The organism is Actinomycetospora chibensis, from assembly GCF_028737215.1.
Lineage (GTDB): Bacteria > Actinomycetota > Actinomycetes > Mycobacteriales > Pseudonocardiaceae > Actinomycetospora > Actinomycetospora chibensis.
The window spans coordinates 12,486-25,175 of the sequence record NZ_JAQZAM010000002.1 but is presented as its reverse complement, the minus strand read 5'-3'; the positions used below and the strand labels follow the sequence as shown (position 1 = coordinate 25,175).

The 12,690-nt window shown below is 75.2% G+C and carries 15 protein-coding genes; 11 read left to right on the top strand and 4 right to left on the bottom strand.

Annotation, left to right across the window (positions count from 1 at the left end):
* The first annotated feature begins 236 nt into the window (after positions 1-236).
* The 4 genes from PH189_RS02590 to PH189_RS02575 are packed head-to-tail and all read left to right on the top strand — an operon-like array spanning position 237 to position 1,526.
* Positions 237-494 carry a hypothetical protein gene (locus PH189_RS02590; protein ID WP_274187194.1) on the top strand — a complete coding sequence of 86 codons (258 nt, stop codon included), beginning with the start codon at positions 237-239 and terminating at the stop codon, positions 492-494.
* Positions 491-994 (top strand): hypothetical protein, encoded by a 504-nt coding sequence (locus tag PH189_RS02585; protein ID WP_274187193.1) that lies wholly within the window; start codon positions 491-493, stop codon positions 992-994. Before PH189_RS02590 ends, PH189_RS02585 begins: the two co-directional genes overlap by 4 nt.
* Positions 995-1,014: 20 nt before the next feature.
* On the top strand, positions 1,015-1,182 hold the full coding sequence (locus PH189_RS02580) for a VOC family protein (protein ID WP_274187192.1): 168 nt from the start codon (positions 1,015-1,017) through the stop codon (positions 1,180-1,182).
* A gap of 8 nt (positions 1,183-1,190) precedes the next feature.
* A complete protein-coding gene (locus PH189_RS02575) occupies positions 1,191-1,526 on the top strand; it encodes a VOC family protein (protein ID WP_337994121.1) in 336 nt (111 codons plus the stop codon).
* A gap of 2 nt (positions 1,527-1,528) precedes the next feature.
* On the opposite strand, the gene PH189_RS02570 is transcribed toward PH189_RS02575, so the two are convergent.
* Positions 1,529-1,864 carry a hypothetical protein gene (locus PH189_RS02570; protein WP_274187190.1) on the bottom strand — a complete coding sequence of 112 codons (336 nt, stop codon included), beginning with the start codon at positions 1,862-1,864 and terminating at the stop codon, positions 1,529-1,531.
* Between the two features lie 291 nt (positions 1,865-2,155).
* Between PH189_RS02570 and PH189_RS02565 the strand changes: the two genes are divergently transcribed.
* A complete protein-coding gene (locus tag PH189_RS02565) occupies positions 2,156-2,401 on the top strand; it encodes a hypothetical protein (RefSeq protein ID WP_274187189.1) in 246 nt (81 codons plus the stop codon).
* 57 nt (positions 2,402-2,458) lie between these two features.
* Here PH189_RS02565 and PH189_RS02560 read toward each other — a convergent pair whose 3' ends face one another.
* Both PH189_RS02560 and PH189_RS02555 read right to left on the bottom strand, forming a co-directional pair.
* Complete coding sequence (locus PH189_RS02560) at positions 2,459-2,632, bottom strand: CsbD family protein (RefSeq protein ID WP_274187188.1); 174 nt, start codon at positions 2,630-2,632, stop codon at positions 2,459-2,461.
* A gap of 57 nt (positions 2,633-2,689) precedes the next feature.
* On the bottom strand, positions 2,690-3,592 hold the full coding sequence (locus PH189_RS02555; protein WP_274187187.1) for a DUF3048 domain-containing protein: 903 nt from the start codon (positions 3,590-3,592) through the stop codon (positions 2,690-2,692).
* 68 nt (positions 3,593-3,660) lie between these two features.
* On the opposite strand from PH189_RS02555, the gene PH189_RS02550 reads away from it, so the two are divergent.
* The 5 genes from PH189_RS02550 to PH189_RS02530 all read left to right on the top strand — a co-directional run bounded on the left by PH189_RS02550 (position 3,661) and on the right by PH189_RS02530 (position 8,475).
* Complete coding sequence (locus PH189_RS02550; RefSeq protein WP_274187186.1) at positions 3,661-4,311, top strand: DUF1707 SHOCT-like domain-containing protein; 651 nt, start codon at positions 3,661-3,663, stop codon at positions 4,309-4,311.
* A gap of 82 nt (positions 4,312-4,393) precedes the next feature.
* Positions 4,394-6,178 (top strand): serine/threonine-protein kinase, encoded by a 1,785-nt coding sequence (locus PH189_RS02545; RefSeq protein ID WP_274187185.1) that lies wholly within the window; start codon positions 4,394-4,396, stop codon positions 6,176-6,178.
* Between the two features lie 122 nt (positions 6,179-6,300).
* Positions 6,301-6,669, top strand: coding sequence for a hypothetical protein (locus tag PH189_RS02540; RefSeq protein WP_274187184.1), 369 nt, complete (start codon positions 6,301-6,303; stop codon positions 6,667-6,669).
* Between the two features lie 16 nt (positions 6,670-6,685).
* A complete protein-coding gene (locus PH189_RS02535; protein WP_274187183.1) occupies positions 6,686-7,696 on the top strand; it encodes an acetamidase/formamidase family protein in 1,011 nt (336 codons plus the stop codon).
* Between the two features lie 20 nt (positions 7,697-7,716).
* The gene (locus tag PH189_RS02530) at positions 7,717-8,475 is read left to right on the top strand and encodes an SDR family NAD(P)-dependent oxidoreductase (RefSeq protein WP_274187182.1); all 759 of its coding nucleotides are present in this window, start codon (positions 7,717-7,719) and stop codon (positions 8,473-8,475) included.
* A gap of 7 nt (positions 8,476-8,482) precedes the next feature.
* Here the strand turns inward: PH189_RS02530 and PH189_RS02525 are convergent, their stop codons facing one another.
* Entirely contained in the window at positions 8,483-8,794 is a 312-nt protein-coding gene (locus PH189_RS02525; RefSeq protein WP_274187181.1) for a hypothetical protein, read from the bottom strand.
* A 332-nt stretch (positions 8,795-9,126) separates the two neighbouring features.
* On the opposite strand from PH189_RS02525, the gene PH189_RS02520 reads away from it, so the two are divergent.
* Positions 9,127-12,675: a transglycosylase domain-containing protein gene (locus PH189_RS02520; RefSeq protein ID WP_274187180.1), complete on the top strand. Its 3,549-nt coding sequence runs from the start codon at positions 9,127-9,129 to the stop codon at positions 12,673-12,675.
* The last annotated feature ends 15 nt before the right edge of the window (positions 12,676-12,690 follow it).

Sequence of the window (12,690 nt, the reverse complement as noted above, 5' to 3'; positions counted from 1 at the left end):
CGATCTCGGGCTGGGCCTCCCGTACATCGATCGCTGCATCAACGTGCACGGACAGCAACGGCTGCCCGGGAACTGCCCCCCCCCGACACTCCGCTCACCGAGGCCGGTAGGGGGTTTCGGCCGGGGCCGGCGGGCCGATCCGGGAGAGCTGCCCCAGACCCCGGTCGCCGTCCCCGGGTGCTGTCGTGTGCAGGGCGCCGGGTCCTCCACCCGTCGATCAGCACCTGGTGAACACCATGAGCAGCACCACCACCGGCAACGGCACCACGTCCACGCCCACTGACATCCGCGAGTTCGGGCACGAGCTGTGGGCCTACCTGACCGGCAAGGGCGCCGTGATCGAGTACGAGCTCGACAACATGAGCGTCGAGGTCCCCCAGACCACCGGGCCGGACTCCCCGCGCGCGACCTGGAAGATGCACGGCACGTTGCGCATCCGCACCAGCGACCAGGACAGCCGCGGTTCGCTGGGCTCCGCGAGCTCGTCGGCGTGAACCCCGACGCCGCCGGGCCTGCGGCGAGGGGCCCGTTCGAGGACGGGCCGAGCCACCTGGTCGCCGAGATCGACCTCGCCATGGAGGTCACCGACACGTCCGGGCGCCACACGTCCGGCCGGCTGGTCGGGACCGGGCACCGGCTGCATCTCGAGGTCACCGACCCCGCCGTGGTCGTCGCCGCCGCCGGTCGCGGCGCCACGCAGGGCGTGAGCGCCCGGCTCGCCGCCGCCGGGGTGCGAGCCGAGCTCCACGGGCCGCGCGGACGGGTCGCGATGATCGACCCCGAGCGGTCCAGCCGGGTGGGACGGCTGCTGACCGGCAGCCCCCACGTGACCCTGGACCGCGCGGGCTGGGCCCTGCCCGTCCGTGCGGCCCTCCCGCCGGGCGCGGCCCGGGTCGGCCGGGTGGCCGCGGCCGTGGTGGTCGTGGTCGTCGGCCTGGGGCTCGCCCGGAGCCGTCGCCGCTTGGGCTTCCTCTCTGATACTTTTCAGTCCTGAAACAGGACTTGGAGGTATCCATGGGACGCCCGTCCGTGTGGAATGACGTCACCGCGAGCGACGCCGGGAGGTCCCGCCAGTTCTACGGGGAACTCCTCGGCTGGCGGATCGACGTCGTCGAGGAGATCGACGACGGCCTGGTCGTCCTCGATCCCGACGGCCAACGCGTCGGGCTGTGGGGGCCGTAGTCGTGGCCGTGGACCTCTTCGCCGGACTGTTCGTGAGCGACTTCGAGACCTCACGTTCCTGGTACGAGCGCCTGTTCGGCCGCGAGCCGGCGTTCCTCGCCTCGGAGACCGAGGCCGTGTGGGAACTCGCCGAGCACCGGTGGCTCTACATCAAGCAGGACCCAGAGCACGCGGGTCACGGCGAGCAGACGATCTTCTACGACGACCTCGACGCCATGGTGGCGGCCGCCGCGGACCGGGGCCTCGAGCCCGCGCGGCACGAGGACTACCCGGGTGGCGTCCGCAAGGTCGTCTTCCGCGACCCGGACGGCAACGAGATCGGGCTCGGAGCCGGGATCGGGTGAGCTCAGCCCGCGTGGGGGACGGGCGCCGGGCGCAGGACGTTGAGGCGCGCGGCCGCGCTCTCGGCGAGCAGGGAGTTCCGGCGCCGGACGATGGCCGTCGCGAGGTCGCGGGCCTTCTCCGTGAGCCCGTCGGGGTCCTCCTCGACGGGCGAGCTCGCGGTGCAGTGGTCGACCACCTCGACGATCGTCATGAGGGCCCGGGCGAGCTCGTCGAGGGTCTCGCTGCACCGGTCGAAGCGGTCGCCGTCCGGCGGTTGGGTGCGCTCGTGCTCGAGGAGCCCCGCGAGCGCCTCTGACGCCTGCCGGGCGAGCTCAGCCGCCGCCTCGTCCTTCTCCACGTCCGCTCTCATCATCCGTCGGGGACGACATGAGGATGTCCGCTCGGGGACCGGCCCAACCTCGGTCGGCGACCGACGGACGGTGATGTCGGGCTCGTCCGATCAGTGTGGGAGGACCCGGCCGGCGGGGGGACACCGACCGGGTCCGTTGCCGATCACGGGGGGCATGACCGGCGACGATCATCCTTGCATGTGCAAGTACATCCGCAAAGAGCGGGTCCGGACGGTCCACCGCGTCCCGGGGGGCGTGCCACCATGGTCGCCGTCAGCGACGAGACGAGGGGGTGACGGGTGCGTATCCGACTCGCCGACGGTCCCTGTCAGGGCGACCACGACCTGACGATCGCCGAGGGCGCCAGCCTCCCCGAGGAGTTCCTGGTGCTGGTGGAACAGGGTCCGCGCCAGAAGGTCAGCGAGATCCACGGCGGCTCGATCCCCGGGGTCAACACCTTCGCGGTGCACCGCCTGGCTCGTCGCGAGGGCGACGGCACGCCGGTCTACTCCTTTGCCGGACGACGCGAGTCGCGGGGCTACTAGGACACACGAAAGCCCCGGGGACGAGGTCCCCGGGGCTCGTGTGAACGTGTGGCGGGATCAGGACTTGAAGGCGTCCTTGATCTTCTCGCCGGCCTGCTTGACGTCGCCCTTGGTCTGGTCCTTCTTGCCTTCGGCGCGGAGGTCCTCGTCACCCTGAGCGGTGCCGGCGGCCTCCTTGACCTTGCCCTTGAGCTTGTCGGTCTTGTTGTCGATCTTGTCGTCGGCTCCCATGCCCCGGGAGTACCCCCGTGGCGGGGGCGGTCAACCGCCCTCGGGCATCAGCAGGACTCACAGTGGTCCGGAGGCGAACGGGACGGGGGCGCCGCCGGCGTCGAGGACGCGGGTGGGATCGGTCGGGGTCGGTCGCGACCACCGCGCCGGGAAGGCGCGGCCGTCGCGCAGCACCTCCGCCTCGCCCTCGCCGGTCGTCACGGCGTAGGGCGAGACCGCTCCGGCGGCGTCGCGGATGGCCGACGGCCGCGTCGTCACCTTCTGGACGAGCACGGTGGCGGCGCCGACCGGATCGCCGCCGCCGGACGGGACCACCTGGTCGCCGCCGGGCTCGACCACCCAGCGGCCGCGGACGGCGTCCCAGGTCAGGCCCACGATCGCGGACCCGAACGCCACCTCGCGGTGCCGCACGACCTCGCCGCCCGTGGGGGTCGCGCCGAACCGGAAGCCGACGTCGCGGGGTGGGGAGACCTCGCCGGCCGCGGCGAGCAGGGCGGCGGGATCGGCGTACAGGTTCACCGGCGCGCGGCGGTCGGGGTCGCGGCGGAACGCCGAGGCCGCGGTCGCGGGGGTCACCGCGACGAGCGGGGCGCCGGCGAGCGTCCCGGCCAGCTCGGGGGCGGAGCCGGAGAACGCGAGGGCCGGACGGCCGTAGGCGCCGAGCACCGTGACGTCCGACTCACGCGCGCTGCGCACCGGGCCGACCGAGGCAGGGAGGCGCGACGAGAACACCGCCAGCAGCCGGGTCGTGCCGCCCTCGACGGGCTCGACGTAGACGACGTCGGCGTCCTCGACACCGGTCCACGGGCGGCCGGCGGGGGAGTTGTCCACCTTCACCGCGAGCACCGGCGCACCCGACGGCGCGGGCATCCCCGTCAGCGGGGACACCTGCCGGCTCGCACCCGCGCAGCCGGCGGCCAGGGCGAGCACCGCCACGACGAGCGCCAGGCCGCGCGGCACCGCCCACCTCCGTCCCGACTGCGTCGAGCACTCCCGGCCGGGTGCTCGCGGCGACCTATCATTCCGGTGTGACGTCCGCGAGCCCGGAGCCGGTGGATCCCGCGGGCCTGCGCGTCTCGGACACCGAGCGCGAGCAGGTCCAGCAGTTCCTGTCGCGGGCCATGGTGGCCGGGCAGATCACCCCGGCCGAGTACAGCGACCGGTCCGCCGCGGCCCTCGCCGCGCGTGTGCGGGGCGACCTCGTCGGCCTGCTCGACGACCTGCCGGGGGCCTCGCTGCACGTCGAGCGCTCGGTCGATGTGCTCGACCTGCGCGCGGGCGTCGGCGGCGCGATCTCCCGGCGCGGGTACTGGCGGGTGCCGCCCGTGGTGCGCGTCCACAGCTGGGTCGGCGGGGTGACGCTGGACTTCACGGGCGCCGAGTGCACCGCGCCGGTCATCGCGGTCGAGCTGGCGACGGGGCTGTGCTCCCCGGTGCTGGTGCTGCCCGAGGGGGCCACGGCCGACGTCGACGACCTGCTCATCTCCGCGGGCAAGGTCCGCGACGACACGACCCACCGGCGCGAGCGCGGCACTCCGCACCTCGCGATCCGGGGAAGGCACAGTCTCGGCGATGTCGTCCTGCGCCACCCCCGCAAGCCTCGGTGGCGTCCGGGGCGGAGGAAGACCACCGTGACGCGTGAGGGTGACGGCGCGCCGGGTCGCCGCACCCGGAGCTGATCCGGTACCCCGGTAACCTCAAGGCACGGCGTCGGAGGACGAACCGACCGCGGGAACGCGGACGGCGGGAGGGGAGGTCGGCGTGGGGCTGGCCGAGCTGGGCCCGGCGGTACCCGTCCTCGTGGTGGTCGTCGCGGGCGTGCTGACCGCCCTCGCGATGGCCCCGCTGCACCGGCGCGCGGCCGCGCAGCGGCGCACCGCGATGCTGGTCGACCGCGTGGTCACCGACCGCGTCGCGCGCCTGTCGGGGGCCGAGCGCCGGCGCGCGCGCCGCCACCTGCACCGCGCCGCCGACCTGCCCGTGCCGCGCGCGATCGGCCTGACGGTGCTGACAGCCCTGGTCACGGTCGTCACCGGCGTGCTCACGGTGTCCCTCGTCGCCGACGAGCTCGCCGCCGGGCGCCGCCTCGCGATCCGGGGGCTCATCGCCCGCCTCGACGACGCGGGCCTGCCGGCTCCCACCACGAGCGGCCCGACCATCACGGTCGCCGGGCTCGTCGTCGTCGGTCTGCTCTCCCTCACGGTGGCCGGCCTCTACGTCGGCGGCCTGGACCTCGAGCGCCGGCGCGCCATGCCCGTGACGCGGCCGTGGCCCGCCAGCCGCGGGAAGGCGACGCTCGCGCTCGGCCTGCTGCTCGGCCTCGTCCTCGTCCTGGCCGTCGGCGCCGCGGCGGTCCCGGGCGTCGGGCTGGGCGCGGCGATCTTCCTGCTCGCCCACCAGGTCACCGCCCGCGCGGGGCGGCCCCGCGCCTGCCGCGAGGCCCCCGTCGTCCCCGAGGCGCTGCGGGCCGCGCGGCTGCCCCCGGTGCGCGAGCGGCGTCTGTTGCGCGCTCGTCGGAAGGCGCCCGACGTGAGCCGCGCGCAGATCGCCCCGCCGGCGCCGTCGGGCCCGGCCCGGTCGGTCCCGCCGCCGCCGTCGCGCCCCCTCCCGCCCCCGCCGGTCGTCGGCCCGTCGACCCGCCTGGTCGACCTCGCCGCGCCCGAGCAGCCCCTCTCGCCGCACGACCCGCGCTCCGTCGGCGAGTACACGCTCACCGGACGTCTCGGCTCCGGCGGGATGGGCACCGTCTACCTCGGCCACCGGGCCGGCACGCACGGCGTCGTGGCCATCAAGGTGCTGGCGCCCCACCTGCTCGACGACGTCGACGCCCGCACCCGCTTCCTGCGCGAGGGCCAGACCCTGCAGAAGGTCACCGGCGACTACACCGCGCGCGTCCACGGCGTCGGCTTCGACGGGTCGATGCCCTACATCGTCATGGAGCGCCTCGACGGGCCGTCCCTGCACGCGTTCGTCGCGGCCTCGGGGGCGGTCACCGACGGCGAGATGCTCACGCGCACCGCGATCGCGCTGGCCCGCGCGCTCGCGGCCCTGCACGCGGACGGCATCACCCACCGCGACCTCAAGCCCGGCAACGTCCTGCTGACCTCGGCGGGGCCGAAAGTCGTCGACTTCGGCATCGCCCGGGTCGTGGGGCAGACCCACCACACGCCGGCCGGGAACATGGTCGGCACGCCGGGCTACATGGCGCCCGAGCAGGTCACCGGCAACGGCGCCGGCCCCGCCACCGACGTGTGGGCCTGGGCCTGCTGCGTGGTGTTCGCCGCCCGCGGCGATCACCTCTTCGACGGCGACAACATCCTCGACATCGCGCGGCGCATCCTCGACGGCCCCGGGTCCGAGGCGTTCGGCGCCGTGCACCGGCTGTCCCCGCGGCTCGTCCCGGTGCTGCGCCGCGCGACGGCCCAGGATGCGTCCGACCGGCCCCGCGACGGCGCCGCGCTGCTGCGCCTGCTCGACCGCAGCGGCGCCACGTCCGCGGCCGGCCACGCCGGCTGGGACCGTCTCGTCGGCGGAGGCGTCCGGTGAGCGAGAACAGCGAACGATCGCCACGCAGGCGCGCTGTTACGGTGCGCTCGCTCCGCCCGGCGCGCCGTCCGGGCACCCCTCGTGAGGACGGTGAGTGGTCGGTGGCCTCGTGGGACGACTTGGTGACCTGGGTTCGCCTGCGGTACGAGGTCATGGCGCAGAACACGAGCAGCCTGACGTTCCGGCTCCCGACCACCGAGGACCGCACGCAGCTGGTCTACGTCCACCACCGGGGCGAGGTCGACGGGCACGACTGGCTGCAGATCGAGTCGCCGATCGCCCGCCTCGACGAGATCGACACGCGCCGCCTGCTCGAGCTCGCCGAGGAGGCCGTCGTCGGCGGAGCGGTGGCGGTCGGCGGTGTCGCCGTGTTCCGGCACGCCACCCCGCTCGAAGATCTCTCGTTCGCCGAGTTCGACGCCCCGTTCCGCCTGGTCACGCACATCGCCGACCAGCTCGAGCACGCCCTCACCGGCACCGACAAGTACTAGCCCGCGGGAGGCCGTCGTGGACGTCGTCGAGTTCCGGCCCGAGCCGTCGCAGTACGCCTGGACCTTCGGTGGCGCCGCCCCGATCCGCGAGATCGAGCCCGGCACCGTGCTGCGGCTGTGGTGCGACGACGCGTTCGGCGGCGCCATCCGCACCGTCTCCGACCTCGCGAGCGCGACGCTCGACCCGCGGTTCCTCAACCCGCAGACCGGCCCGTTCGCGGTGCGCGGCGCCGAGCCCGGCGACACGCTCGTGCTGCACATCGTCGACCTCACCCCGGCGCGCGACTGGGGCGCCTCGACGCTCGTCCCCTTCTTCGGTGGACTGACCGGCACCGACCGCACCGCCCTGCTCGCCGACCCGCTGCCCGAGCGCACCTGGATCTACGAGCTCGACCGCGCCCGCGGCACCGTCACGTTCGTCGCGCACCAGGGCGAGTTCTCCCTCGACCTGCCGATCGACCCGATGCTCGGCACCGTCGGCGTGGCGCCCGCCAACCGCGAGGTCCGGTCGTCGCTCACCCCGGACGCTTTCGGCGGCAACATGGACACGCCCGAGATGCGGGCCGGCGCCACCTGCTACCTGCCGGTCAACGAGCCGGGCGCGATCTTCTCGGTCGGCGACGGCCACTTCCGCCAGGGCGAGGGCGAGTCCTGCGGCACCGCCGTCGAGGGCGCCATGGACGTCACGCTCATCGTCGACCTGGTCAAGGCCTCGGCGGCGCGCGCGCCGCTGTGGCCGCGGATCGAGAACGACGGCGAGATCCTCGTCGTCGGCTCGTCACGGCCGCTCGAGGACGCGTGGCGGATCAGCCAGGTCGAGATGATCGGCTGGCTCGGCGAGCTGCTCGGTCTCGACCGCCTCGATGCCTACCAACTGCTCACCCAGGTGTCGCTGACGCCGCTGGCCAACGTCGTCGACACCAACTACAGCGCCGTGACGAAGGTGTCCAAGACGCTCGTGCCCGGCCTGCGACCGCTCGACGGGCTGCACGCGGACCTGCGCGCCCGCGCCACCTCGCTGACGTAGACCTGACGTAGAGGAGCCCCATGGACCTCCAGCTCAACGGCCGGACCGCGCTCGTCACCGGCGGCAGCCGGGGCATCGGGCGGGCGGTGGTCGAGGCGCTCGCCGCCGAGGGCGCGACCGTCTCGTTCTGCGCGCGGTCGGCGGACGGCGTGCGCACCGCGGAGGAGGAGCTGCGGGGCGCGGGTTACGACGTGTACGGCTCGGAGGTCGACGTCGCCGACGGCGACGCGCTCGCGGCCTGGGTGCGGGAGTCCGCCGCGCAGCGCGGTGGCATCGACGTCGTCGTCGCCAACGTCTCGGCGCTGGCGATCCCGTCCACCGAGGAGAACTGGGCGGCGAGTTTCACCACCGACATGCTCGGGACCGTGCGCCTCGTGGAGGCGGCCCTGCCCTCGCTCGAGGCGAGCGACGCGGGCGCGATCGTCACGATCTCCAGCGTCTCGGGCCGCGAGATCGACTTCGCGGCCGGCCCGTACGGGACGTTCAAGGGCGCGATCGTCCACTACACGCAGGGCCTCGCCTACCAGCTCGCGGGCCGGGTCCGGGCCAACACGGTCTCCCCGGGCAACGTCTACTTCCCGGGCGGGGTCTGGGAGTCGATCGAGCAGAACGACCCCGACCTCTACGGGCACGCTCTCGGGCTCAACCCGACCGGGCGGATGGCCACGCCGCAGGAGGTCGCGCGGGCGGTGACGTTCCTGGCCAGCCCCGCGGCCACGTTCATCAGCGGCACCAACCTCGTCGTCGACGGGGCGCTGACGCGCGGGGTGCAGCTGTAGCCCGGTCTCAGCGCGAGGCGGGGGCGGGGACCAGCGCGTCGAACAGCGACCGGACGCCGTCGACGGCGACGTGCACGGCACGGGTGACGGCCCGTCCCCAGGTGCGGAGCAGCGCGGGCAGGCCGGCATCGGGGACGACCGGCGCGGGCACGAGCGCGGTGGACGGGGTCGGGAGCGGGGTCGTCACGGGCATGCGCTCGATCCACGGGGCGACGCGCGGGGCCGGGACGAAGGGCAGGAAGGGGTAGCCGCCGTCCTCCGCCGTCTCGCGGCCCCCGTCGCGGGGAGCCGGGACGCGGGGGTCCTGGTCGGGTTCCATGCCGTCAGTCCTCTCGCCGATCACCGTCGTCCCGCTCATCGGTCCGCGGTGCGCCGCCGTTAGCACTCGGTGATCGGGGTCGCCACTCAGCGCGCTGGGCCGGGCCCAACGGACCGGGTGCACGACGGAGTGACACCAGACCACCACTCACCGCATCGTGCGCTCCGGTCACGGACGGCCCCCGGCCAGAGCGCGACGTCGCCGTCACCGACGCGTTGCCTTCGTGCGGGCCCGTACGTCTGCGTGCGGGCCGGGTGGGTCCGGTCGACACCCCGGCCGGGCCTCTGACCAGGGCTTATCGGACGCGAGTGGTACGGGGAGGTGGTGGCTCGGTGGCGGGAACGCACTCTCGTCCGTCGGGGCGGCGCCATGCCGTCGACCCCGACGAGGCCGCCGACGAGGGCGAGCGCCGCACGCCCGGCGCCACCGGCGGACGGCGCGCACGCCGCGAGGACCGCGAACGGCTCGACCGCGAGCGCGACAGCGACTACGGCGACTACGTGAGTGAGCGCCTCCGCTCGGAGCCTGCGCCGTCGTCACCGCCCGTCGGCTTCCCGTCGGCGCTGTCGACCGGGTCGTTCCGGCCCGGCCGCTCGACGACCGGCGCCACGCCCGCCCCGGCGGCGCCCTCCCGCCCGGCCGCTCCCGCCGCGGGCGCCCGCTCCGCGACGGCCACCGCGGCACGTCCGACCGCCGCTCCCACGGGCACCCGGCCCGCCGCCCCGGCCGGTCCCGCGCCCACGGGACGTCCGGTGCCGCCGGCGCCCGTCCCGACGGTGCCGCCGCCCCCGGGCCGTCCGGCCGCCTCGGCGCCGGCGGCGCCCCCCACGCCCGCGGGCCCACCGCCGAACCCCGCGGCACCGCCGCCCGGCCCGCCCGCCCGATCCGGTCCGGCCCGACCCGGTCCCGCGCGCTCCACCCCGCCTCCCGGTCCGGCGCAGCCCGCCGGCGCGCGCCGTCCCGCCGGCCCGGCGTCCCGTCCGCCCCGCGCCCCCGAGGGCCGGCCCGGTGCCGCGCCCGGTGGCCGTGCCCCCGCCGGGCCCCCGCCGGCCGGCCCCACCCGAGGCCCCGTGCGCGGCGGCCCCGCCCCGGCGGGCCGCCCGACCGCCCCGCCGCCCGGCCGCCCGCCCGGCGGCGGCGCCCCGCCGCCGGCCCACGGCACCCCGCCGTCGGCGAAGCCCGCGACACCCCCGACGACCAGCACCACCGCGGCGACGCCGTCGGCACCCGCGACGAGCAGCGCCACCGCCGCCACCACCCGCAACCGTCCCGGCGGCACCGCGGCGATGCCCGCGATCGACGCCCCGTCGCCCCGCGGTCCCGGGTCCGGCCCTCTGCCGCGCGGACGGGGCGGTCGCCGCGACGACGAGCCCGCCCCGGTCGACGACGACCTCGAGGACCTCCCCGAGACCCCGCACGACCACCAGCCCGGTGACGAGCCCGACGAGGCCGCCGACGCGGGCACCACCCGCGCGGCGCGCCCGACCCGGACCGGTGCCGGGCACACGACCCGTCGCGCCACCACCCGCTCTCGCACCGGGGGCCGCGCGGCCGACCGCACGGGCGCCCGCACCACCGCGAACCGGAGCGCCGGGCGCAGTACCCGGGCCGTCGAGAGTGACGCCTCCCGCGTCCCCCGCGGCCGCATCGCGCTGGCGATCGCCGCGGTCCTGTCCGTCGTCGCCGCCCGGGTCGTTCGCCTGCCCCACGGCGACAAGGTCGTCGCGTTCGGCCGCCGCGTGCGGTCCCGGGTCGTCCTCTACCTGGACGGACCGCACCCCGAGACGCTCGCGCCCGCCGCCCTGCGGTGGCGCCGGATCCGTCGCAGCGCCTACGCGGGCGTCGCCGCAATGATCGCCGCCCCGGTGTTCTCGCTGCTCGTCGGCTGGGTGTTCATCCCGGTGCCCAACGCCGAAGACGCGGTGGAGAGCCAGCTCAACACCGTCTCGTTCTCCGACGGCACCGTCCTCGCGCGGATCGCCCCGGGCGAGCAGGGCAACCGCCAGAAGGTCGGCCTCGAGCAGGTGCCGCCCGCGGTGCGCTTCGCCGTGCTCTCGGCCGAGGACCGCACCTTCTACTCGAACAGCGGCTTCGACGTCACCGGCTTCGGCCGCGCCGTCTGGAAGAACCTCACCGGCGGCTCCGGCGGCGGGTCGACGATCACCCAGCAGTACGTCAAGAACGCGATGGTGGGTGACGAGTACTCGCTGATGCGCAAGTACAAGGAGCTCATCATCTCCTTGAAGATCTCCCAGGAGCGCTCGAAGGACGAGATCCTGGGCGACTACCTGAACAGCATCTATTTCGGTCGCGGCGCGTACGGCATCCAGGCGGCGTCGCAGGCGTACTTCGGGCGGCCGGTCGAGACGCTCACCCCGGCGGACGGCGCCCTGCTCGCCGGGGTCATCCAGGCCCCGTCGAAGTGGGACCCCGCGCAGAACCCCGACGACGCACTGCGCCGCTGGAACTACGTCATGGACGGCATGGTCGCCCAGGGCTGGCTGTCGGCCCCGGAGCGCGCCACGGCGCAGTTCCCCGTCACGGTGCCGCCCCGTCGCGTCACCGGCGGCGTCCCCGACGACGACCGCGGCCACATCTACAGCGCGGTGCGCGACGAGCTCCGGACGCTCGGCATCGACCAGGACGCGCTCGTCACCGAGGGCCTGCAGATCCAGACGACGATCCAGCCGGAGGCGCAGCGCGAGGCCGTCGAGGCGGTACGGTCGAAGATGGGGGGTCAGCCGGACAATCTCCGCACGTCGACCGTGTCGGTCGACCCGGAAACGGGCGGCATCCTCGCCTACTACGGCGGCGACAACGGCTCGGGCCTGGACTACGCCCGGGTCGAGAAGCAGGCCGGCTCGACGTTCAAGCCGTTCGTGCTGCTCGCCGCGCTGCAGCAGGACCCGCCGATCGGCATCTCGACGGAGTTCGACGGGCGGTCGATCCCCGGGCAGACGGTGCGCAACGTCGACGGCGCCGACTGCACGAACTGCAGCCTCAAGCGCGCCATGACGCTGTCGAACAACGTCGTGTTCACCGCGCTCGGCAACCGGGTCGGCCCGCAGGCCGTGGCCGCCGCCGCGCGCCAGGCCGGGATCAGCCAGCCGATGAACGACCCGAACTCGGGCATCTCGCTGGGCAACCAGGAGACGACCGCGGTCGACCTGGCCTCGGCCTACGCGACGTTCTCCAACGAGGGCATGTACCACCGGCCGCACCTCGTCCAGCGCGTCACGACGGCCAGCGGCGAGGTCCTCTACGACCAGTCGACGACCCCCGGCGAGCAGCGCATCGATCCCCGGGTGGCGCGCAACGTCACCGAGGCGATGCGCGACGTGCCGGATTACGACGGCGTCGGCCTCCAGGGCGGTCGGCAGGCGGCGGCCAAGACCGGCACCGTGCAGTCGCACGTCGAGAGCCAGAACAACGACGCCTGGTTCGCGGGCTACACCCCGCAGGCCTCGACCGTCGTGTGGGTGGGGACGGACGACAACACCCCGATCCGCACGGCCGACGGGCGCCCCGTCTACGGCCACGGGCTGCCCAGCGAGATCTGGAAGACGTTCATGGACGACGCGCTGGAGGACACCCCGCGCCAGACGTTCGGGACGTTCACACCGATCGCGGGCACCGACCCGGGCGACACCGCGGACAGCGCGGAGAGTCCGACGCAGTCCGCGCCGTCGAGCACCTCGGCGCCGAGCTCCACCTCGGCGCCCACGTCGACCACCGCCCCGGCACCCGACACCGGCGCGGCCCAGCCGGCCGACGAGGTCCCGCCCGTCGCCGGGGATGCCGCGGCGGCCGAGGACCCGGCGGCGGGCGGTGCCCCGGCCGACGGCGAGGGCGAGGTCGCCGCCGACCCGGCGGCGAACTAGCCGGCCTCGGGCGGC